Below are 20897 nucleotides of genomic sequence, written 5' to 3' on the forward strand. Positions count from 1 at the left end.
GGTTCATCCCACCACCGGGCATCGACCCCGACCGGAAACCCCGCCGCTCCACCACACGACTCTGAACCCGGAGGTCACCGAGCACACGCCTCGGTGACCCATTCCGGCGTGCTTCGATAGCCGGAAAGGGCGGCACGGTATCCCCTATTGCTAGCGTTGAGGGTGTGTTTGCACAGGGAACCAACGCGCTGACGGTAGACGGCCGACCGACGCTCGCGCATATCGATTTTGCCCTTATGGATTCCTATCGATTTCCCGACCGGCAGGGCTTCCCCGATTCATATCGCGCATTCATCAGGCACGCAGGTTGGGCGCGGACCTTCGGACTCTGGCTCATCTATCCGCCCGTCCTTCCCGGATTTGCGGACGGCTGGCAAGGGCGCGCCCGCAACCTCACCGCCCATCTTCATTCGGTCTACAGAGAAGGACAGGATGACGAGTTCGATTGGATGATCGAACCCGACGGCGATTGGTCACTCCCCGACTCGCTGCAGGTTTTCGGATGGAGCGAAAACGGTGACGCCCTCCTGTGGGACACAGCATCACGCGACACCGACGGAGAGTTTCCGGTTTGGGAATCACGCTCGTTCAACTCTCTCCACCGCCTCGGCGGGAGCATCCACGAAGCACTACCGCCCATTCGCACCCGGGCTATGGGCCTGTTCGGACCTCGCACCTCCGACATCGAGCCACTCCAGCCCACCCAACTCTGACGCGCGACCCAAATTATCGATAGGCCGCGGACACAGCCACGAATACGACACCTACGACGACGACCAGCGACAGATAACCGAGAACGAGTCCGGCCACTGCCAATCCTCGCCCACTTTCGCCGGAACGGCGAATCTGGTTCAACGACACATGGCCCACTGGAATAGCAAGAACTCCACCGAAGATTCCAAGTACAAGTGCGACGATGGCCAAGGCATTCGTGCCGACCGCTGGTCGCGCTGGATAACGCGCTTCAAGTTGATCTGCGAGTACCGGAATCCCGTCCGATGTGAAGCCCACTTGTGCAAAAACGGGTCGGCCATCGGCGGTGTAGCCGACCACCCCAGGGAGCGGTGCCGCCACCTGCCTGACAGGCCCGAACGTCGAACGAAGGCTCCTCCCTAACAGCAGCGCCGCGGCCATATACAGCAACAGCCCCGCCACAGATCCGGCTATCCAGGCTCCACGAAACGCCGGCCCGTCGACGTCGAGGATCCTCCCCGCCGCCCTCACACCGGATCCTGCTGCACCGACCGCGATACTCAAATTCACTGCGCCAGGAATAACGGCAAGCATGGCAATGGCACCGACACCAAGCGACAATGCCGGGCCACCGCGACGCCGCCACGCCAACGAACTCATCAGCGCTGCAAACAAAGTCACAGCGGCGCCTAGAAGCCCAGTCACAAATCCGACAACGACTCCCGTCTCGAAGTCCCCACCTAGATGACGAGCAACCCACTGTGCCCAGGCCCGCGCGAATGGCGGCCCGAGCGTCAGCGAGACAACGACCGTTGCAACCGCAACGCACGCCACGACACTGATGACCCGCAGAATCCACCCCAGATAACCGAAATGCGAATTATTTTGCGCAACAGTAGTTTCCGAGTCGATCACCAGGATTCCTTCGTTCAGAGTGTGAGAACAGAACGGCTCTAGCCGTCACTCCACACAGAACCGTGGCCGGACCGGCTCACTCATCTGATCAAGTTCTGGCGCCTGTGTCTGTAGTTCGTTCGCACGACCAAACCGGCGATAGCAACGATTACATAGTTGTGTTAGCGTTGTTTTTATGAGCTCGAGAGCAAAGATTCTGGCCGCGGCAACCGAGCTGCTCAACACCTCCCCCAACGGCGACATATCCACCCGCGCCGTGTGCGAGATGGCCGGCGTCGGCGCCCCCGCGCTCTACCGTCAGTTCGGCGACAAGGACGGTCTGCTCGCAGCCGTCGTCGAGGCGGGCTTCTTCGAATACCTCGAAGGTAAACGCGCTGCGACACCTTCCGATGACCCCGTTGCCGATCTACGGGCCGGCTGGGATGCGCACACCGCCTTCGCGCTCGCGCATCCCGCTCACTACCGCTTGATGCACTCACCTTCCGCCCAGAGCGCCGACACCGCCCTGCAGGCTCAGGCGCTACTTCGATCCGTTCTCCAACGATGCGCTGCGGCAGGTGTTCTGACCGTATCGGTCGACGTGGCTACGCAGATGGTGATGTCCGCCAATGCGGGCGTCGCTCTGATGCTCGTCGTCAGGCCGGAACAGTACCCCGATCCGACGCTGTCACAGCGAGTTCGCGACGGAATCTTCGCGTCCATCATCGACGAATCCGGCGTCCACCCGGAAACCTCACTCAACAGAGTTGCATCTACTCTCGACGCCCAACTGGCCGCCGCAGATTCAACTTCTCTCTCCGCCAACGAAGTCGGCCTACTACGAGAGTGGCTTCGCAAGCTGTCCGATGCAACCGAAACCAGTTCAGGAGTTACATCATGACTGACACCACCACCCGCGTCGCCATCGTCACTGGCGCTTCCGGCGGCATCGGGCGAGCGACTGCCGAGAAGCTCGCCGCCGACGGAATGGCTGTCGCCGTGCACTATTCAGGAAACATTCAACGCGCCCAGGAAACAGCTGACGCCATCGTCGCTGCGGGCGGTCGCGCCATAGCGGTGCATGCGGACGTCGCCGACGAAGGTGAAGTCGCGGCCCTGTTCGATACGGTCGAGGAGGAGTTCGGGGGCATCGACGTCGTCGTCCATGCGGCCGGAATCATGATTCTCTCCACCGTCGCAGAACTGAACTTCGACGATTTCGATCGGATGCATCGGACCAACGTCCGAGGGACCTTCGTGGTCGACCAGCAGGCAGCCAGACGTGTCCGGCGCGGTGGTGCGATCATCAATTTCTCCACCTCCGTGAAGAAGCTGGCATTTCCGACTTATGCCGCGTACGCCGCCACCAAAGGTGCTGTCGACGCGATCACTCTGGTTCTCGCGAAAGAGCTACGGGGACGCGATATCACGGTCAACGCCGTAGCCCCAGGCCCCACGGCCACCGATCTGTTCCTTGACGGGAAAGACGAAGCTACAGTGGAGAACCTGTCCAAGCTGGCTCCCCTGGAACGCCTCGGCACACCGGTGGACATCGCGGAGGCTGTCGCGTTTCTCGCCGGCCCAGCTCGTTGGGTCAATGGCCAGGTCATCTACGTCAACGGCGGCGTGATTTAGCGAAACAATCGCCTAAGGACCACACCTTGGCAATTCCGACAAAACAGTCAAACCAGTCGACTTTGGTTGTAATGTGCAAACAATGGATAACCAGGATCGAGGGTCCGCCCGGACGTCACGACGGCAGTTCATCAGCGTTGCAGGGCTGGCGGCAACCGCGGTCATAACCCTCGCGACCTCCTCGACCGCCGGCGCCGCCGGCCCCACGGCACCCAATCCAGGTTCGCGGGTCGGCGATCCTGCGGAAGCCCAAGCGGTGCAGCGCGTCGCAGAGACACTGCTGAACAGCGGCGTTCCCGGCCTTGCCTTCGCTATCGTCAAACCGGATGAGAAGAACCGCAAGGCGAGTGTCACCACTACGTACCACTACGGCCAGGCCGACGTCGAAAACGGCGTGAGAGTCACTCCACGAACGCAATTCGAGATCGCCTCGGAGACCAAGACCTTCACCGCTGCACTACTGGCGAAACTGATCGCTCGGGGAGAAGTCGGATTGGACGACCTGGCGAGCAAGTATTCGGATGGCAACCCGCTGCCGAAAGGCATCGGCGGCGAGGAGATCACGCTTCGCCAACTGGTCACCCACCGTTCCGGGCTGAGCGACGACCCGCCCAATCTTTCGGCGGGGTGTGCCGATCCCACACGATCGTGCACGGACGAGAAGGCGAAGTACACCAGAAATATGCTCTGGAAAGGACTCCAAGACGCCGGCGCCTTGGAGTTCTCCCCCGGTAGCCACTGGCTGTACTCGGACTTCGGGTTCGGACTGCTCGGCACACTCATGGCCGACAAAATCAGTCCGGGACAAGAGAAGCCGCCATTCGCGGCGGCAGTCGCCCGCGAAATCACCGACCCGCTCGGGATGATGGGTACCGTGATCGAGACCAAAGCAACCGACCTTGCCGTTCCGTACTACCTCGACGGCACACGAGCGCCTCTGTGGAACAACACGGGTGCGATCGCAGGAGGGGGTGGGCTGGTCAGCACCGCAGAGGACATGTCGATCTGGGCTGCAACAACTCTCGGCTACGGAAACAACCCGCTCAAACCAGTCCTGACCTCGATGCTCGAGCAGATCGACACGCAAGCTCCGGAGAATCCTGCATTCGGAATGGGAATGGCGTGGCAGCTCCAACCCCCGACGCCGAACTTCCCACAACGGTTCGCCAAGAAAAACGGAGACAGCTCGGGATCCAACTGCATCACCCTGCTGGTTCCCGACAGCGGCTGGTCGATCACGATTCTGGCGAACGGTGGAAATGCGGCGATGATCGACCCTGCAGCAGTGAACCTGATGCATGATCTGGTTCCGAGACGACCCATATTCGGTAGCTCGACGGGAACTTCGTCGGGCAGCGACGTCGGCTTCCAGACCGGGTCATTCGGATAGGCCCACTTGCCTACAGGCGCTACATCTTCGTCGAGCGCGCCATCACGAAGCAGTAGAGCCCGTAGGTGATGATGCCCAATCCGGCAAGGATCAGCAGCGCCACTCCGTACGGCTGCGCGCCCAGCGTCTTGAACGCTCCGTCGAGTCCGGAGGACTTGCCGGGTTCGGAACTGTTGACCGCAAGAAGAACCAGAATGCCGACTGCAGCGATGGCCAAGCCCTTGGCGACGTACCCGACGGTTCCGAGTCGGCGCACGAAGTTGCTGGGTGTGCCTTTCAGATCATCGAGGAAGTTCTGGCTCGCGCCCTTGTACACGTGGTACACACCAACGGCGATGATCGCGATCCCGCCGATCACCAATGCGATAGTTCCAAGCGTGTTCTCCATCAAACGCGCCGTGATCCCCGCACTCTGACCGCTGCTGGACTTCCCGCTACCGCGGGCGAATCCGAATGCAGTGAAAGCAAAACCGAAATAGACGAGCGAAATGCCCAGAGCCTTTGCGCGGTTGAAGAACTCTTTCTTCTTGTCGTCAGAGGACGGCGACGACGAGCTTCCCAACGCAGCTTCGGCCAATCTCCACAAGGCCATGGCAAGGAAGGCCACGACGCCGACCCACAGAGCGAAGACACCCCCTGGCTTTCCTGCCAACTCGGCCATCGCACCCGATTGGTCCGCAGACCCGGATCCACCGAGAGCAAGGCGGATCGCGATATATCCGATCAGCAGATGAACCACACCGCTGACGACGAATCCGGCACGGGCAAAGCGCTCGAAGACATTGTTCTGTGCGACGTCAGCCGCCGTGGACGCAACGCTCTTCTGGTCGTGCGGTGACGATTCTTTATTCATCATGATCGTCGAACCATATACGGGCAGACGCTTCCCTCGAACGCCTGCATCAAGTGTTTCGAGATCAAGGGTTTCGAGGGTTCTGATCCGGCGTCGACCGCGGTTCTTCGGGGTTGGGAACCTTGGGGTCGATCGTGTCTGCATGATCTCGTTGCTGGTTCAGTTCCTCGCGAGAACTCGTCGCCTCTTTCCGATGCTGCGCTGCATGATGTTGCAGCGCAGACGCTTCCGCCGCTTTGGCGTCGGCCTCTGCCTGCACCATGCGCGCTTTGGCTGCTGTCTCTTCTGCCCGCGCCTCGCGCTCGCCTACTTGCAGTGACTTGTCTGCGACGTCTTCGCGGATCTGTTCTGCCTCGATGTGACGACGCTCGTCACGCCTGTTTCGCGCCACCCACAGGAGTGCGGCCACGATCGCTATCACCACGACCACGGCAACAATTATCCAGATAATGCTGCTGGTACTCATACTGCGAGAGGTACCCACCTGCGACTTTCTCACACGCAGGCAAACAAATACGCTGAAATTACAGGTCGGTCGGATGTGTGTTGGCTCCGCATAAAACCACGCACAGTTCACCGTCGGACGGCGGCGACACCGTTCCGTTCAGAACCGGAGCCAATGCTGCTGCGGTTCCCAACTCCACCAGAATCCGGAACTCCCGCCACAGGAATGCCCGCGCCTGTCGGATCGAATCATCTTCGACCACAACACTGTCTACCGAACTCTCATGCAGTGTCTCCCAGGCGATGGCACCAATTCGTGTAGCCCCCAACGAGTCTCCGGCGATACTGTTCACTTCGATATCCACCGGACGCCCCGCATCGAGCGAGGTGCGCAAGGTGGCAGCCCCGGTCGGCTCGACGGCTACCACGTGATCTTCGGGACGAGCCGCCGCGACGATTCCAGAGACCAATCCGCCGCCGCCGACTGCAACGCAATACGTGATCGGTCCGGATGCGTCGTCTTCGATCTCGAGAGCGATGGTGCCGGCCCCACTGACGATGTCCGGCAGGTCGTAGGCGTGCAGTTCGAGCGCACCGCTGGTGCGTGCGATGTCCGCCGCAGCGGCAGCAGCGAGTGCATACCGGTCGCCTACCTTGTGAACGGTTGCACCCAACTCTCCGAGAGCCTTCACCTTGGCATCAGGCGCTGTCTCCGGCACCACCACTGTGCAGGTGAGTCCTCGTCGCCGCGCTGCCCACGCGGCCCCGATTGCAGCGTTGCCGCCAGACGCGATCACCACGCCGGCATCGGGCATGGTGCCGTCGGCGACCGCTCGTTCCACTGCATTGAGACTGCCGCGCACTTTGAAGGAACCGCCGTGCTGGAGGTACTCGAGCTTGAACAGAACCGGTACCTCACCCTGTGGCGTCGGTAGCGCAGAGCGAAAGATCGGAGTACGCCGCGCCAGTCCTGCGATACCAGTCCGCGCAGCTTCGACGTCCGAGCGCTCGATTGCCACTGGACCTGCATTGTTGTCGGCGGTGAGAGTCATGTACCAACCCTACGGTTCGCAACGTCGACCCGAAGCAGTCGGCCCATCGTCATCATGATGTCTGTTTTTCACCAAGGAATGCCCGCATCTGACCGAGACAATGCACCTCGCTGTGAATAAATTTACTACTACAAGCACAACGACGACATCAAGGAAAGGCACACCCCATGTCGAAGATCGCAGTATTCGGTGGAAACGGTTTTGCAGGAAGCGCAATCGCGAAAGAAGCCGCTTCACGCGGCCACGAGGTAACCGTCGTCGCTCGCAGCGCGCAGTCCGGAACCGACACGAATGTCGTGCAGGGTTCTGTTCACGACAACACGATCGTGGAGCAGATCACGGCAGACAACGACGTCGTTGTCGTTGCCATCCCCGCTCGCGAGATCGACGGCAAGCGCCTGCTCGACGCCGTCACTCCCCTCGCAGATGCCGCCGCACGCAACGGTGCTCGCATTGCCGTAGTCGGTGGCGCCGGCAGCCTGTTGGTCTCCGAGGGTGGGCCACGCGTCGTCGACACCCCCGACTTCCCGGACGCATACAAGGGTGAGGCACTCGCTCACGCCGACGTCCTCGATGCGCTCCGCGCGACCGACAGCAATGTCGACTGGTTCTACGTGAGCCCGGCCGCGGCATTCGGCGCCCATGCCGGCATCGCTCCGAAGGGATCCTTCCAGGTGGGTGGCGACATCCTCCTGACGGACGCCGAGGGCAACTCCGCCATCGCGGGAGAAGACTACGCACACGCTTTTGTCGACGAGATCGAGACTCCGGCACACCGTCGCCAGCGTTTCACCGTCGCACACTGAATATGAGCAACCTTCGTAGGCGCGCAGCCTGGATGACTGTTCCCGCTGCCGCCGCACTCCTGCTCACCGCGTGCTCCAACGACGCGGAATCCGCAACGCCCAGCAGTTCTACGACGTCCACGAGCGTTGTTGCCGAAAAGGGCGATCAACTCGAATCCAACAAGACCATCGTCACGGATTTCTACGAACTGGCGTTCAACGGCCGTCAGGTTCAGCAAGCCGCCGACCGATACCTTGGCGACGTCTACATCCAACACAACCCCACCGCCGCCGATGGGGCAGCTGGATTTGTCAGCGGCATAGGCGGTTACGTCGAGGCCACACCCGGATTGCATGCCGAGATCACTCGCGTTTTCGCCGAGGGCGATCTGGTTGCCCTCCAGTCCCACACCACGTCTGCACCCGGCGACCGCGGCCAGGCCGTGTTCGACATCTTCCGCGTCGACAACGGCAAGATCGTCGAACACTGGGATGCCATTCAAGACGTGCCGGAAACGTCCGCGAATCCGAACACGATGTTCGACGGACCCACCTCGTCGCCGTCCAAGTCGTCAGAAGTCTTGGAGCGCAACACGGCCAACGCGTTGACGTTCCTGCAGCTCGCCTTCAACGAAGGCAAAGCCACCGAGGCTGCCGACCAGCTGGTCGGTCCGACCTACACCCAGCACAACCCCTCGTTCGCTGACGGCAAGGACGCATTTGTCACCGCACTGGCCGGGATCGAACCCGTTACCGGAGACAAGGCCACCAAGTTTCCACGGACGGTAGCCGAGGGCGACTTCGTCTTTGTTCAGACCTTCGCTTCGTCCGGTGGGGGAACGGCCGGCAGCGGCTCGATGGACATCTTCCGATTCGACGAGAACGGCAAAATCGTCGAGCATTGGGACGCCGTCCAGGACTACCCGTCGACGACTGCAAGCGGCAACACCGTGTGGGACGACGGTCGCTGAGACGACAACTCCGAACAGTTCAGAGAGGGCTACGTGATCAGCCGACGTTGATTCGTTCTGTGTCGCCGTCGTAGTAGTCCAACAATCTCTGATCCATCACCCGGCGCCACAGCGGTGGAATCCACGCGATCACGATCATCACTGCGTAGCCGGCCGGAAGTTGCGGCGCTTCGGCCGCGCTACGCAGACTTTGGTACCGCAGCTTCGGGTTGGCGTGGTGATCGCTGTGCCGCTGCAGTTGGTAGAGAAACAGATTGCTCACGACGTGATCGCTGTTCCAACTGTCAGCGGGGCTGCAGCGAACGTACGAGCCGTCGGCACGCTTGCCACGCAGCAGGCCGTAATGCTCGAGGTAGTTCGCGGCTTCGAGGAAGGTGAATCCGGCAACTGCCTGCAGCAGGAGCCAGGGCGCGACCTCCCAACCGAAGATACCGATCAGCGTCGCGAAGAGGACAACACTCATCGCCCAAGCGTTGAGAATATTGTTCTCGAAGCTCCAGGTTCGTTTGCCTTTCCTCTGGAGTCGAGCGCTCTCGATGCGCCATGCCGAACGCAGCCCGCCGAACACACTTCGTGGCAAGAACCTCCAGAAGCTCTCACCGAACCGTGAGCTGGCCGGGTCCTGCGGAGTAGCTACACGCACATGGTGGCCGAAATTGTGTTCCACGTAGAAGTGCCCGTAGAGAGATTGCGCAAGCGCCACTTTCGCGAGCCACTGTTCGATCTTCTCGCTCTTGTGGCCGAGCTCGTGGGCCGCGTTGATACCGACGCCGGCGACGACGCCCACCGTGAACGACATCGCGATCTTCTCCGCGATTCCCATCGGAGCGTTGATCCAGCACCAGCAGGCGAAGACCAGACCGGCGTATTGCAAGGGGAGGAACGCGTAAGTGCACCAGCGGTAGTAGCGGTCCTTCTGCAGTCGTGGGATCGCATCGTCCGGCGGACTTTCGCCGTCTTCACCGGCCAGCATGTCGATGATCGGGATGACGATGACCAGTAGCCACGCGCCGGTCGCCCAGAACAATCCGAGACGAAGGTTGTCGACGAGAAACCAGGAGATGAACGGGCTGAGTGGAATCAGCAATCCGAGCGGCCACAGGTACCTCTTGCGGTCGCGCCAGCGCGGATTTTCGCCGGACGGCGAGTCGGTGTTCTGGACAGCGTTCGATTCGGTACGCCGTGCGTCGGAAGTCGCTGTCATTCGCCGATCTCGCCTTTCGTCCCCTCGAACGATTCGCCCCACGCACCGTTCACGCTCAGCAAACCAGAACTAATGCCCGGACGGGTATGCTCTCGAAAGACGGCACGAGCGCTTGTACTCACCAGAAACTCCCCCGCACATCACTGCTCACCCCGACAGTAGATACGGACAAAATACCCCACGGATCTGCGGGGATGGCGACCACCTCCGCACGTCGCCGAGGATCGATGATCCCTGCCAAGGCAAGGTCGAACCGCGTCGCCCTCGTCGAAGTAACGGTAACCGGCAGTGACAGAAATCATAAGCAGAGGACAGGATTTCCGCTCGTAGTGGCGACCAAAAAGACTGCGCGCCCTCAACTGGTCAGTTGCGGGCACGCAGTGAAAAGGTGAGCAAGCGTCAGAGCGTTGCAAACACCTTCGTTTTCACTTCGTTCAGCCAACCGTTCGCAGTCACGAAGTCTGTGACGCTCGACTGCAATCCGAAGACGTGCCCGGCCTGCGCCGCCGGCAGCCTCGTGAAGAGGTTGTCGTCGAGGACCGCCTGAACCGCCGCACTGGTCGACCCGTCCGCGTTCAGCGGATACAGCACGACCGTCACGCCGTTCAGGATGTCGGCCAACTGCTCCATCGGATAGGACGCGTATCCGGCATCGGTGTAATTGGTCGGAACACCGGGCCCGTACGCCAATCCGAGTTCGTTGACCACCAAATTGCCGATCGCACCGGTGGGCTGCTGAACCGAGAAAGCGCCGGGCGCGTCTCCGAGTGAAATGTGAATCCACTTGTTGGTCGCGATCACGTCGGCGTACTCGCCACGGACACGTTCGAGATTCTCTTCGTAAGCAGTCCGCGTCGACTCGAGCACGTCGGTCTTGCCAATTGCCTCAGCAAGCTCGGTGGTGATCTTCTTCCAGTCGCCTCGGCTCTCTCCCTTGACGATGACGGTGGGTGCAATGCCGGACAGACGGTCGAACGCCGCTTGGTCCACCTCGTCGGCGTCGCCGACAATGATGTCGGGATCCGCCGCAGCGATCGCTTCGAAGTTCATTTCCCCGAAAGGCCCGATGGTCGGGAGCCCGTCGACGAAGGCCTGCTGCTCCGGCGTGAATTCACTGATCCACTTGCCGTAGTCCTGCACAGCAGCCGGTTTCACTCCGAGAGACATGAGCTGCCAAGGAGTGTCGTACGACGCGGCGACGACGCGCTCAGGTGAAACCGGCACCTCGATGTCCCCGTACGCCGACGCGACGGTCCGGACGTCCGTCTGCTCGGAGTCGGCCGACGACGAGGAACAGCCGGTCACCACCATCGCACCTACGACGGCAACCGCCGCCGCTGCGATGACTCTGGAACCGAAAGAAAATGATCGAATTGCGCGCACGCAGAACTCCTACAGGGTGATTGTTTAGCCAACCCTAAGTTCATTCTGCGGCACGGCACAAGTCCGATCGAGGCGCTTAGAGTCGCTGTTCGGACTAGTCCTGTAGCCAATCGGTCATTGGCGCGCGCGGATGATCGATCAGGCTTGCAAACTCCCCCGGTGTCACGCCCATCGTTCGACGAAAAGCCGCACCGAACGCGCTTTCGGAACGAAAACCCGTCTTCCGCGCCACAAACGAGATGCTTCGACCGAGTGCCAGAAGTTGCATCGCGTGATGAGCCCGCAATCGCATACGCCATTCCGAGAAGGTCAATCCGGTCTCGGCCGGAAACCTTCGTGTGAGTGTCCTCGTACTGACCTTCGCGTCGGTGGCCCACTCCTCGACCGATCGGGTGTCGGCCGGGCTGGCGACCAACTGATCTGCGATCTGCCGAAGCCACGGCGTCGTCGGCAGCGGTACATCGAAAATCAGTCGCGGAACAGGTTCGACGAGGTCGATGGCAAACGCCTCGGCTCGTCGACGAGCCGCGTCGGTCAGGTCGTCTCGGGTGAGGTGATCGAGTACTTGTTCGAGCAGCGGAGGGGTGGACAAGGCCACCACACGATCCAACCCGGTCGCATCGGATGCCACCAACCACGTGCACGACAATTCTGTGCCGCTACGCGCCGTCACCTCGTGGGGAACATAGGACGGGATCCACAGACTGACCCCGCTCGGCACCGTGTACACAGTCTCCGGAGTACGGACCTCGAGAACACCGTCGATCGCCCACAGCAATTCGTGATCGCTGTGGCGGTGCATCTCCCACGTGTAGTCGGAGTCGACTGACAGCCGATTGGTCGCCAAACGCAGATACCCGTCGGCACTGACGCGCAGCGGTCGCACTACGCGTTGCCACTCGGACAGTTCGTCGAGCGGACTGCTGAGCGGGTAGTCGATCTGCTCGCTCACCGCAGCGTCGACAGTTCGGGATGTCCGAACAGGCCAGGCAACCCACCGGTGTGCAGGAAGACCGTTTTTGATCCCGCCGTGATGGCTTTGTCCTTCACGAGTTGGATCAATCCCGCAAAGGCTCGGCCGGTGTACGTCGGGTCGAGGAAGATGCCCTCAGTACGAGCCAAACATCGGATCGCGCCGGCTGATGCTTCCGTGAGCGTCGAATATCCTTGTCCAACTTGGTTTCGCAGGATCTGAAGATCTGCGGCTCGCACGGTCGGACCAGGCATCTCGTCCAACAACCCAGCGACAGTCGACACCGGGTCGGCAACAGCCCCGACGTCGACGCCCACAACTCTGTCGACGCCCAGATGCGCGACAAGGCCTGCCATCGTTCCACCCGATCCGAGTGCAACCACGACGCGATCGACGCCGGCGAGTTGCTGTTCGATCTCGCGTGCGCAGTCCACGTATCCCTGCGCAGCCACCGCGCTGGTACCACCGAAGGGAATGACAAAAGGTACACCGCCCGAGTCCGCGACGGCCTGCACCGCGGCGTCGAGCGCGGATGCCGTGTCCCCACCGGCCCAGACGATCTCAGCGCCCGCGAGTGCATCCAGAACGAGATTTCCCTGCGCGGATTCCGGCTCGGCACCACCGAGCACCAGCACACAACGCAATCCCAAACGGGCTGCTGCCGACGCAGTCAAGCGAGCGTGATTGCTTTGCGGTGCACCGGTAGTGATCAGAGTCGTCGCGCCGACGGCCAAAGCCTGAGCGCAGGTGTACTGCAGCTTTCGGATCTTGTTGCCGCCGCCGCCCAGGCCGGTGACGTCGTCACGTTTGATCCACAGATCTTCCGGCCCCAATCCGAGTGCCTGCGCGCAACGCGCCAGAGGTTCGACGGGCGTCGGCCAACTGACCAAGCTGATCGGCGGAACGGCGGAACTCAACATTTGACGAGTCTAGTTCGACCGTGCACCTACAGGCTGGGCTCGCATACAGTCGGGACATGGGAACTTTCACGACGACCACACGTGATGTACCGCTGACCGTCAGCCGACCGGATTCGCCGAGTGAACCGAGACATGCGGTAGTAGTTCTCCAAGAAGCGTGGGGCGTGAACCAACACATCGAGAGCATCCTCGAACGCCTCGCCGATGCCGGCTACCTTGCCGTCGCCCCGCATCTCTACCACCGCGGCGCACAGACCTCCTTCACCGACTTCCCGTCCGCGAAGGATGCGCTCATGGCACTCGACAGCACAAGCATCGGCCACGACGTACGTGCCGCCGTCGACTACAGCCGATCCGAGGGAGCAGACAAAGTCGGCTCCCTCGGATTCTGCATGGGCGGCACCGCATCCCTGTGGTGTGCCGCCGTACCCCTCGTCGATTCCGCTGTCACGTACTACGGTGGCGGCGTTGCAGAAGCCCGATGGGATGGGATTGCCGCAGGCACCGAACTCGCTGCGCAACTGCAGGTCCCGTGGCTCGGTCACTACGGCGACCTCGATCCGAGTATCCCGCCGGAGAGCGTCGAGCAATTGCGCGCAACCGCGTCCGATCTCGCCCGGGTGTACCGCTATGCCGACGCCGGCCACGCGTTCAACAACGACACTTCGGCCAGCCACTACGCCCCGGATTCTGCTGCCCTCGCCTGGACCCGCACTATGGAGTTCTTCGCCGAAACCCTGTGATTGCCAATGTAAGTCAGGGAACCCGCTTGACCACCGTGCCGGTGATCTCGTCCTGAACCTGTTCAGCCGTTACCGCTCGACTCTGCGCCCGACGTGATCGGGTGAAGTAGTAGATGCCGATCACGGCAAGAACAAACGGCACCCCGAACACCAAGGTCATCTTGAAATCCTCGACCCACAATGTCGTGACGAGGATCGCGACCATGAGGACACCACCCAGTATCGTCCCCACCGGGAAGAACGGAATCGTGAACGAGAGGGTTCGTCCTTCGCTTGCCATCCGCTTGCGAAAGAACCAGTGCGTCACGAAGATCAGCAGCCACGTCGCCATTGCCCCGAACATCGACAGCGAGATCATCAAGGTGAATGCCTGCTCGGGAAAGAGAACGTAGACGATTGTTGCGACGGCGATACCCGACGTCGACAGCAGCAAGGCATTGACCGGTGAGCCGTTGGCCCTGACCTTGCCGAGAATGGCCGGCGCGTCACCAGCACGGGAGAGCGAGAACATCATTCGCGAAGACACGTACAGCTGACTGTTCATCGCGGACAGCGCGGCGATGATCACCACGAAGTTCAGCACGCTGTCTGCGCCCGGAATCTTCACGACCTGCATCACCGTGACGAAAGGGCTTCCGCCGCTCAATATCTTGTCCATCGGAGCGATTGCCAGAATCAAGGCAAGCGTTGCGATGTAGAAGACGAACAGTCGGACGATCGTCACACGGAATGCCTTCTTCACCGCCACCGTGGGGTTTTCCGCCTCACCGGCCGCAATGGCGATCATCTCGATGCTCAAGTAGCTGAAGATCGATACGATCACGGCAAACCACATGCCGGACAAACCATTCGGAAAGAATCCGCCACCGGCCGTGTAATTGTGAAATCCGTAGTCCGGGTTTCCGCTACCGAACACGACGTACGCTGCCATCACGATGAACGCCACGATCGCGAAGACCTTGATCGTCGAGAACCAGTACTCCATCGTTCCGAAGGCCTTGACGTTGAACATGTTCACGCCGATCAGCACTCCGGAGAACAACACGATCCACAGCCACGACGGTACGTCGGCGAACCAGAACTGCATGTATTCACCGATCGCGGTGACCTCGGTCCCGACCGCGAGGACGATGCATGACCAGTAGAGATAGCGAACGAGGAAGCCGATCAACGGTCCGACGTAGAATTCTGCGTACGCACCGAACGAACCTGATGTCGCATGTGCAACAGTCATTTCAGCGAGGGCACCCATCAGCAGGAGGGCGATCAACCCGCCGATCGCGTAACTGATGATGACGCTCGGGCCGGCAAATCCGATGGCGAACTTACTGCCGAGGAAGAGTCCGGTGCCGATTGCACCGCCGAGCGCGATCATGCTCATCTGCTTGGGGCCGAGTTCGCGTTTGAGACCTGATTCTCGCTGCTGAATGTTTTTGAAATCACTCATGAAAGCTCCTTGCGAAAGGCGGTACCTCCCGGTCCGCGGAAACTTGGAAGAAGAATCAGGTGACTGCGTCGCGCTCGCGGAATTCGGGGCGATCCCAGGACTTGTTCTCGAGGATGTCTCGCAACACGTCGACGGCGTTCCACACGTCGGCGTATCCGAGATAGAGCGGAGTGATACCGAACCTCAGCACTCCGGGTTCGCGGTAGTCGCCGATGACGCCCCGCGCGATGAGAGCCTTCATGATCGAATAGCCCTCGGGATGAACAAAACTCACGTGCGAGCCACGACGCTCGTGCTCGCGCGGCGTGATCAACTCCAAACCGTAAGCAGCGCAACGCTCCTCGACGAGGTCTATGAAGAGATCGGCCAGCGCGAGCGACTTGCTGCGGATGTCGGCCATGTCAGCTTTGAGCGCGACGTCAAGACCACATTCGACGAGAGACAACGACGTGATGGGCTGAGTACCACTCAGAAAGCGCCGTATTCCTGCGCCGGGTTCGTAGGCCGACTCCATCGCGAACGGTCGCGCGTGCCCCCACCACCCGGACAGCGGCTGGATTCCGGTGTTCTGATGGCGACGGTTGACCCAGATGAATGCAGGCGAACCCGGACCACCGTTGAGGTACTTGTACGTACACCCGACCGCGAAGTCGGCGTCGGCTCCGCTCAGATCGACAGTGACGGCGCCGGCCGAGTGTGCGAGATCCCAGATTATGAGGGCGCCACGTTCCTGCACTGCTGCAGTGACTTCCGTCATCGCATACAGGTTTCCGGTGCGGTAGTTGACGTGCGACAACATCACTACGGCGGTGTCCGGTCCTACTGCTTCGGTGACGTCGCCCGGTTGGTCGATCAGGCGTAGTTCGTATCCCTGATCGAGCAGCGAGATGATGCCCTCCGCAATGTAGAGGTCAGTGGGGAAATTGTCTCGCTCGGAGACGATCACCTTCCGGCTGGGATCCTGTGCAGCCGCGATGGACAGCGCGGAGGCCAATGCCTTGAACAGGTTGATCGACGTCGAATCCGTTACTACCACTTCGCCTTCACCTGCTCCCAGCAACGGGGCAAGTTTGTCACCGAGGCGGACCGGGAGGTCGAACCATCCAGCCTCGTTCCAACTGCGAACCAAGCCGTTGCCCCACTCGTCGCCGATCACTCTCGCGGCGCATTCCTGCGCGGCAATGGGACGCGCGCCGAGCGAGTTTCCGTCGAAGTAGAGAACGCCCTCCGGAATCGCGAACTCGCGGCGGAACTCCCTCAGGGGATCCACTGCGTCGGCCTTGACGCAGTCTTCCAACGAAAGTGTGGTTGTCGATGTCATGACGATTCTTCTCCTGCATGTGTCGGCGTTGAGGGTGATGAAGGCAGAGTCCGGAGCACGGCCCGTACCGGGCTGGCATCGAGGTCGAGGAACTTCAGCGGCAGTGCGATCAACTCGTAGTAGCCTTCGTCGACGTCGTCGAGGCAAAGTCCTTCGAGGATCGCGACGCTACGATCGCTTGCCGCGTGGTGCCCGTCCATGGTCTTGCTGTCCATCGGATCGAACGAGGCGCCGTCGATTCCGATCAGAACTCCACCGCGGTCGGCGAACCAGTGGGTCAGCTCCGGAGATACACCGGCGAAGTCGTTGTCCCACTCGCGCGGGTACTTCGGGTACGTCCTCAGAATCAGCCGCTGCGGCAGATGTCCGCCGAGTCGCTCCACCGTCTCTTCGACGGGCCTGATGCAGGCGGCACCGTCGACCCCCGTCATGTCGACCACCAGTGCTTCGCCGAGATAGGGCTCGAGGGGAACGGAACCAATGGTCGCGCCGTCGATGCGAGTGTGCGCCGGCGCATCGGCGTGAGCACCGATATGCGGAGTGGTGGTGATTCGGTTGATGGTGACGGCGTCACTGCCGCCGAGGTCGGACGTGACAGCGCGGGTGAAGGCGGTATCGCCTGGCCACACGGGCGTCGATTCGGAGATCGGCGGGCTGATGTCGATCAACCGCGCCCTCCAGTCGCCCGTGTGTCCGTCGCCCGCGTGTCGGCCGATCCTCGGAAGCATCCAGACCCCTTCGTCGCAACAGTCGACTGTGTAGATCTCGACCGTTTGATAATTCGATGTGTTTGGCAAAAGCTAGGATCATCGACGGGCGCGGTCAATAGATGCTGAATATTTTCGCGACGGCAGGGAGAAATCGGATGATAAATGCGATCGAACGGGCAGCTGCCGCAGCTCGGCCGAATCATGTTCGGCTCGACGACGTCGATACGGCGATTCTCCGCGAACTCGTCCGGGATGCACGCATCCCCAACAACGCACTCGCCGAGAAGGTCGGGATAGCGCCGTCGACCGCTCTGGCGCGGATGCGCGCTCTACGCGAATCGGGCGTCATCAAGGGGTTTCACGCAGACATAGACCTCGAGCTACTCGGCCTCGAGATCTCGGCGATGGTGTCGATTCTGATTCACTCCCACGCCAGAAGTCGGATGACGGAAATTGCCGAGCACCTGAGCGGATTGGATTCCGTTCAGCGAGTGTTCCTGATGAGTGGGGACCGTGATCTCCTGGTGCACGTGTCGTGTGAATCCCCCACTCGGCTTCGCGATTTCGTCAGCGCGCACCTCAACGATCCGACCATCGCCAATACCCAGACCAACCTGATCTTCAGCGAACTGAGTCAAGGCGGCTGAACTGCAGCTGTCGCCAAGGCGTCTTCGGGTGCTTCCGAGATCGACACCTCGATTCGAACTTCCCCCACTAGAGTCGAACGGCATGTTGCCACTCGGGTTGTCCATGCTCTGGGAGTCGGTGGAGTCGGAAGCCGCATTGAAGCAGCGATTCGGATTCAACAGCTTCGGCGCAGCCACCCATTGGGTCTCGGCGGTACTCGAGCAGACTTGGGGATTGACGGCCCTCGAATGCTCGCGAATGGCGATCAGTGACCAGAACGCGATTGTGTGGGCTGCGAGCGACCGCGGTGGGCTGGTGGTGAAGTGGTCGCGCGCCACAGAGCGCTTCGCGAACCTGGAGGCGTCGACGCGCCTACTGAGCGCACTCGCCGCGCAGGGCATGCCCGTTCCGTCACCAATCACGTCCCTGAACGGATTGGACCGGGAAACACTGTTGGACCGGAAAACACTGGAAGGGCCTTCGTGCGCAGTGTCATTCACCGTACTGCCGGAGTTGGCGGGAGATTGGTTGGACGTGCAGGACCGCGCGGCGGTCCGTTCGGCAGGAGCATGTCTGGCAGAAATACACCGAACGCTCGGCGCCACCCATGTCGACGGATCGGTGTTCTCGTCGCGCAGCACCGGGTTGAAGGAGCGCATCGGTGGTTGGCTGGAGAATTTCGACCGCGGGTTCGCGCCTGAGGCAACGCGTAGGCTCACGAACCTCTTGGCGCGGGCGTCCGAGCTCGATGACCGAACTCAACTGGTACACAACGACTTCCGTGCAGCCAACATCTTGACTCGAAACTCTCGAACCACCGGAGTACTCGACTTCGACGACGTGGTGATCGACCACCGGGTGAGCGACCTGGCCAAGGCAAGCGTCTATCTGGGCACCCTGTTCACCGATTGGCGACCGACACCGATCGCGGTACGGCAGAGCCTGCGCGCCGGCTACGAATCCGTCCGGCCCCTCAGCCGATCCGAGACAGAATGGTTTGAGATCCTCGAGCTGTGGCACGGCCTGATGGCAATCCCGGGTGAGAACGACACCGCCGGTTGGGCCTCCGCGTTGTGACGAAAGTGGGGACACCGATACCGGCGTCCCCACTTTCGTTCTGATCACGTCAGGATCCGGCGCGGATCCATTCTTCGAGGTGCGGTGCCTCGGTGCCGATCGTGGTGCCGTCGCCGTGCCCCGTGTGGACCTTGGTCTCGGCGGGGAGCGCGAACAGCTTGTCGCGAATGGACCCGATGATGGTCGGGAAGTCGGAGTACGACCGCCCGGTTGCCCCGGGACCACCGGAGAACAAGGTGTCGCCGCTGAACAGTTCGCCGGCCTCCGGTAGGTAGAGGCACGTCGACCCCGGAGAATGACCGGGGGTGTGGATGGCCAGAATATCCGTGCCCGCCACAGCAATACGCTGATCATCTTCCAAGCTCAGATGCTTCACCCCGGGGTGAGTCATCTCCCAGAGGACATCGTCGGCCGGGTTCAGGTAGATCGGAGCGTCGAGTTTCTCGGCCAGCTCCGGCGCAACGGTGACGTGGTCGTTGTGGCCGTGGGTGCAGACGATTCCGATCACCTTGCGTCCACCGACAGCGTCGATGATCGGCTGCGCGGTGTGAGCTGCGTCGACGATCACCACTTCGTTGTCGTCACCGATCAGCCAGATGTTGTTGTCGACGTCCCATGTTCCGCCGTCGAGGCTGAACGTGCCCGAGGTGACGACGCGATCGACTCGCAATGTCACAGGACCACCACCGAACGGAGAACCTCGCCGCGGTGCATCGTCTCGAATGCCTTCTCGACCTCGTCGAGCTTGATGCGCTCGCTGACGAACTTCTCGAGCGGCAGACGCCCCTGCTGGTACAGGTCGACCAGAACGGGGAAGTCACGCTCGGGCAGGCAATCGCCGTACCACGACGACTTGAGGGCTCCGCCGCGCGAGAAGAAGTCCACCAGCGGCATTTCCAGCTTCATGTCCGGCGTCGGAACTCCCACCAGCACTACGGTTCCCGCGAGGTCGCGGGCGTAGAACGCCTGCTTCCAGGTCTCGGGACGGCCGACTGCGTCGACAACCACGTCGGCACCGAAACCTCCGGTCAGCTCCTGGACTGCTTCGACGACGTCGTCGACCTCGGTGGCATTGATCGTGTGCGTGGCACCAAGTTCCGTGGCCCACTCCAGCTTTCGTGGATCCCGGTCGATGGCGATGATGGTATTGGCACCGGCCAGGCGTGAACCCATGATCGCTGCGTCGCCGACGCCGCCACACCCGATCACAGCCACCGAATCACCGCGTCCGACGTTGCCGGTGTTCATCGCGGCACCCATGCCGGCCATGACGCCGCAACCGAGCAGTCCGACGACAGCCGGATCGGCCGAGGCGTCGACCTTGGTGCACTGGCCTTCGTGAACGAGCGTCTTGTCTGCGAATGCGCCGATGCCGAGTGCCGGCGTCAGTTCGGTGCCGTCTTCGAGCGTCATCTTCTGCTCGGCGTTGAACGTGTCGAAGCAGTACTGCGGGCGGCCACGCTTACACGCACGACACTGCCCGCATACTGCACGCCAGTTGAGCACGACGAAGTCGCCCACCTCGACGTGAGTGACACCGGGGCCGACGCTCTCGACGATGCCCGACGCCTCGTGCCCGAGCAGGAACGGGTACTCGTCGTTGATTCCGCCGTCGCGGTAGGTCAGGTCGGTGTGGCACACACCGCACGCTGCAATGGCGACCACTACCTCGTTGGCGCCGGGATCGGGAATCGTGATGGGGACGATTTCGACGGGGGCACCCTTGGATCGGGCGATGACGCCGCGTACCTGCTGTGGCATGGCTTTGCTCCTGG

The 20897-nt window shown here is 61.5% G+C and carries 22 protein-coding genes; 9 read left to right on the forward strand and 13 right to left on the reverse strand.

Annotation, left to right across the window (positions count from 1 at the left end):
* Positions 1-164: 164 nt before the first annotated feature.
* Complete coding sequence (locus P3G66_RS14860; RefSeq protein ID WP_276116774.1) at positions 165-713, forward strand: hypothetical protein; 549 nt, start codon at positions 165-167, stop codon at positions 711-713.
* A 13-nt stretch (positions 714-726) separates the two neighbouring features.
* Here the strand turns inward: P3G66_RS14860 and P3G66_RS14865 are convergent, their stop codons facing one another.
* Complete coding sequence (locus P3G66_RS14865; RefSeq protein ID WP_047269436.1) at positions 727-1608, reverse strand: DUF4190 domain-containing protein; 882 nt, start codon at positions 1606-1608, stop codon at positions 727-729.
* A gap of 175 nt (positions 1609-1783) precedes the next feature.
* Between P3G66_RS14865 and P3G66_RS14870 the strand changes: the two genes are divergently transcribed.
* From P3G66_RS14870 to P3G66_RS14880, 3 genes are all read left to right on the forward strand, one after another.
* On the forward strand, positions 1784-2488 hold the full coding sequence (locus P3G66_RS14870; RefSeq protein WP_276116775.1) for a TetR/AcrR family transcriptional regulator: 705 nt from the start codon (positions 1784-1786) through the stop codon (positions 2486-2488).
* A complete protein-coding gene (locus P3G66_RS14875; RefSeq protein ID WP_075834620.1) occupies positions 2485-3222 on the forward strand; it encodes an SDR family oxidoreductase in 738 nt (245 codons plus the stop codon). Before P3G66_RS14870 ends, P3G66_RS14875 begins: the two co-directional genes overlap by 4 nt.
* An 82-nt stretch (positions 3223-3304) precedes the next feature.
* Entirely contained in the window at positions 3305-4612 is a 1308-nt protein-coding gene (locus P3G66_RS14880) for a serine hydrolase domain-containing protein (protein ID WP_276116776.1), read from the forward strand.
* 19 nt (positions 4613-4631) lie between these two features.
* Here P3G66_RS14880 and P3G66_RS14885 read toward each other — a convergent pair whose 3' ends face one another.
* The 3 genes from P3G66_RS14885 to P3G66_RS14895 form a co-directional block, all read right to left on the reverse strand.
* Positions 4632-5468 (reverse strand): DUF1206 domain-containing protein, encoded by an 837-nt coding sequence (locus tag P3G66_RS14885; RefSeq protein WP_003943056.1) that lies wholly within the window; start codon positions 5466-5468, stop codon positions 4632-4634.
* Positions 5469-5529: 61 nt separating this feature from the next.
* Complete coding sequence (locus P3G66_RS14890; protein WP_020971062.1) at positions 5530-5931, reverse strand: hypothetical protein; 402 nt, start codon at positions 5929-5931, stop codon at positions 5530-5532.
* A 58-nt stretch (positions 5932-5989) separates the two neighbouring features.
* A complete protein-coding gene (locus P3G66_RS14895; RefSeq protein ID WP_276116777.1) occupies positions 5990-6961 on the reverse strand; it encodes a serine/threonine dehydratase in 972 nt (323 codons plus the stop codon).
* A gap of 167 nt (positions 6962-7128) precedes the next feature.
* On the opposite strand from P3G66_RS14895, the gene P3G66_RS14900 reads away from it, so the two are divergent.
* On the forward strand, positions 7129-7767 hold the full coding sequence (locus tag P3G66_RS14900; RefSeq protein WP_065351516.1) for an NAD(P)H-binding protein: 639 nt from the start codon (positions 7129-7131) through the stop codon (positions 7765-7767).
* A 32-nt stretch (positions 7768-7799) separates the two neighbouring features.
* Positions 7800-8717: a nuclear transport factor 2 family protein gene (locus tag P3G66_RS14905; protein WP_230359150.1), complete on the forward strand. Its 918-nt coding sequence runs from the start codon at positions 7800-7802 to the stop codon at positions 8715-8717.
* Between the two features lie 37 nt (positions 8718-8754).
* Here P3G66_RS14905 and P3G66_RS14910 read toward each other — a convergent pair whose 3' ends face one another.
* From P3G66_RS14910 to P3G66_RS14925, 4 genes are all read right to left on the reverse strand, one after another.
* On the reverse strand, positions 8755-9921 hold the full coding sequence (locus P3G66_RS14910) for an alkane 1-monooxygenase (protein WP_030536015.1): 1167 nt from the start codon (positions 9919-9921) through the stop codon (positions 8755-8757).
* Positions 9922-10320: 399 nt separating this feature from the next.
* Positions 10321-11304: an ABC transporter substrate-binding protein gene (locus P3G66_RS14915; protein ID WP_030536016.1), complete on the reverse strand. Its 984-nt coding sequence runs from the start codon at positions 11302-11304 to the stop codon at positions 10321-10323.
* 94 nt (positions 11305-11398) lie between these two features.
* Complete coding sequence (locus P3G66_RS14920; RefSeq protein ID WP_276116778.1) at positions 11399-12256, reverse strand: AraC family transcriptional regulator; 858 nt, start codon at positions 12254-12256, stop codon at positions 11399-11401.
* On the reverse strand, positions 12253-13197 hold the full coding sequence (locus tag P3G66_RS14925; protein WP_214927218.1) for a D-cysteine desulfhydrase family protein: 945 nt from the start codon (positions 13195-13197) through the stop codon (positions 12253-12255). Before P3G66_RS14925 ends, P3G66_RS14920 begins: the two co-directional genes overlap by 4 nt.
* Before the next feature lie 56 nt (positions 13198-13253).
* Here P3G66_RS14925 and P3G66_RS14930 point away from each other — a divergent pair, with 56 nt between their 5' ends.
* On the forward strand, positions 13254-13940 hold the full coding sequence (locus P3G66_RS14930; protein WP_047269430.1) for a dienelactone hydrolase family protein: 687 nt from the start codon (positions 13254-13256) through the stop codon (positions 13938-13940).
* 13 nt (positions 13941-13953) lie between these two features.
* Here P3G66_RS14930 and P3G66_RS14935 read toward each other — a convergent pair whose 3' ends face one another.
* From P3G66_RS14935 to kynB, 3 genes are read right to left on the reverse strand one after another with little or no spacing between them, the layout of a single operon-like run.
* Positions 13954-15387, reverse strand: a complete 1434-nt coding sequence (locus P3G66_RS14935; RefSeq protein WP_007730871.1) for an amino acid permease — start codon at positions 15385-15387, stop codon at positions 13954-13956.
* A gap of 55 nt (positions 15388-15442) precedes the next feature.
* A complete protein-coding gene (gene kynU, locus P3G66_RS14940) occupies positions 15443-16708 on the reverse strand; it encodes a kynureninase (protein WP_276116779.1) in 1266 nt (421 codons plus the stop codon).
* Complete coding sequence (gene kynB / locus P3G66_RS14945) at positions 16705-17436, reverse strand: arylformamidase (protein ID WP_051649548.1); 732 nt, start codon at positions 17434-17436, stop codon at positions 16705-16707. The genes kynU and kynB overlap by 4 nt, the downstream gene beginning before the upstream one ends.
* A gap of 137 nt (positions 17437-17573) precedes the next feature.
* On the opposite strand from kynB, the gene P3G66_RS14950 reads away from it, so the two are divergent.
* Together P3G66_RS14950 and P3G66_RS14955 are read left to right on the forward strand one after the other, a co-directional pair.
* Positions 17574-18065 carry an Lrp/AsnC family transcriptional regulator gene (locus tag P3G66_RS14950; protein WP_276116780.1) on the forward strand — a complete coding sequence of 164 codons (492 nt, stop codon included), beginning with the start codon at positions 17574-17576 and terminating at the stop codon, positions 18063-18065.
* An 82-nt stretch (positions 18066-18147) separates the two neighbouring features.
* The gene (locus tag P3G66_RS14955) at positions 18148-19122 is read left to right on the forward strand and encodes a phosphotransferase (RefSeq protein WP_211921656.1); all 975 of its coding nucleotides are present in this window, start codon (positions 18148-18150) and stop codon (positions 19120-19122) included.
* Positions 19123-19171: 49 nt separating this feature from the next.
* Here P3G66_RS14955 and P3G66_RS14960 read toward each other — a convergent pair whose 3' ends face one another.
* Both P3G66_RS14960 and P3G66_RS14965 read right to left on the reverse strand, forming a co-directional pair.
* Complete coding sequence (locus P3G66_RS14960; protein ID WP_007730862.1) at positions 19172-19798, reverse strand: MBL fold metallo-hydrolase; 627 nt, start codon at positions 19796-19798, stop codon at positions 19172-19174.
* On the reverse strand, positions 19795-20883 hold the full coding sequence (locus tag P3G66_RS14965; RefSeq protein WP_007730860.1) for an S-(hydroxymethyl)mycothiol dehydrogenase: 1089 nt from the start codon (positions 20881-20883) through the stop codon (positions 19795-19797). The genes P3G66_RS14960 and P3G66_RS14965 overlap by 4 nt, the downstream gene beginning before the upstream one ends.
* Positions 20884-20897 lie beyond the last annotated feature (14 nt).

Origin of the sequence: Rhodococcus sp. C3V, assembly GCF_029269915.1 — a bacterium.
Lineage (GTDB): Bacteria > Actinomycetota > Actinomycetes > Mycobacteriales > Mycobacteriaceae > Rhodococcus_F > Rhodococcus_F qingshengii.

What these genes read in the sequence shown, in the direction of transcription:
- P3G66_RS14950 (WP_276116780.1), top strand. Translation starts at nt 17,574, where the DNA reads ATGATAAATGCGATCGAACGGGCAGCTGCCGCAGCTCGGCCGAATCAT.
- P3G66_RS14870 (WP_276116775.1), top strand. Translation starts at nt 1,784, where the DNA reads ATGAGCTCGAGAGCAAAGATTCTGGCCGCGGCAACCGAGCTGCTCAAC.
- P3G66_RS14880 (WP_276116776.1), top strand. Translation starts at nt 3,305, where the DNA reads ATGGATAACCAGGATCGAGGGTCCGCCCGGACGTCACGACGGCAGTTC.
- P3G66_RS14875 (WP_075834620.1), top strand. Translation starts at nt 2,485, where the DNA reads ATGACTGACACCACCACCCGCGTCGCCATCGTCACTGGCGCTTCCGGC.
- kynU (WP_276116779.1), bottom strand. Translation starts at nt 16,708, where the DNA reads ATGACATCGACAACCACACTTTCGTTGGAAGACTGCGTCAAGGCCGAC.
- P3G66_RS14965 (WP_007730860.1), bottom strand. Translation starts at nt 20,883, where the DNA reads ATGCCACAGCAGGTACGCGGCGTCATCGCCCGATCCAAGGGTGCCCCC.
- P3G66_RS14935 (WP_007730871.1), bottom strand. Translation starts at nt 15,387, where the DNA reads ATGAGTGATTTCAAAAACATTCAGCAGCGAGAATCAGGTCTCAAACGC.
- P3G66_RS14930 (WP_047269430.1), top strand. Translation starts at nt 13,254, where the DNA reads ATGGGAACTTTCACGACGACCACACGTGATGTACCGCTGACCGTCAGC.
- P3G66_RS14905 (WP_230359150.1), top strand. Translation starts at nt 7,800, where the DNA reads ATGACTGTTCCCGCTGCCGCCGCACTCCTGCTCACCGCGTGCTCCAAC.
- kynB (WP_051649548.1), bottom strand. Translation starts at nt 17,436, where the DNA reads ATGCTTCCGAGGATCGGCCGACACGCGGGCGACGGACACACGGGCGAC.
- P3G66_RS14955 (WP_211921656.1), top strand. Translation starts at nt 18,148, where the DNA reads ATGTTGCCACTCGGGTTGTCCATGCTCTGGGAGTCGGTGGAGTCGGAA.
- P3G66_RS14895 (WP_276116777.1), bottom strand. Translation starts at nt 6,961, where the DNA reads ATGACTCTCACCGCCGACAACAATGCAGGTCCAGTGGCAATCGAGCGC.
- P3G66_RS14885 (WP_003943056.1), bottom strand. Translation starts at nt 5,468, where the DNA reads ATGATGAATAAAGAATCGTCACCGCACGACCAGAAGAGCGTTGCGTCC.
- P3G66_RS14890 (WP_020971062.1), bottom strand. Translation starts at nt 5,931, where the DNA reads ATGAGTACCAGCAGCATTATCTGGATAATTGTTGCCGTGGTCGTGGTG.
- P3G66_RS14925 (WP_214927218.1), bottom strand. Translation starts at nt 13,197, where the DNA reads ATGTTGAGTTCCGCCGTTCCGCCGATCAGCTTGGTCAGTTGGCCGACG.
- P3G66_RS14910 (WP_030536015.1), bottom strand. Translation starts at nt 9,921, where the DNA reads ATGACAGCGACTTCCGACGCACGGCGTACCGAATCGAACGCTGTCCAG.
- P3G66_RS14900 (WP_065351516.1), top strand. Translation starts at nt 7,129, where the DNA reads ATGTCGAAGATCGCAGTATTCGGTGGAAACGGTTTTGCAGGAAGCGCA.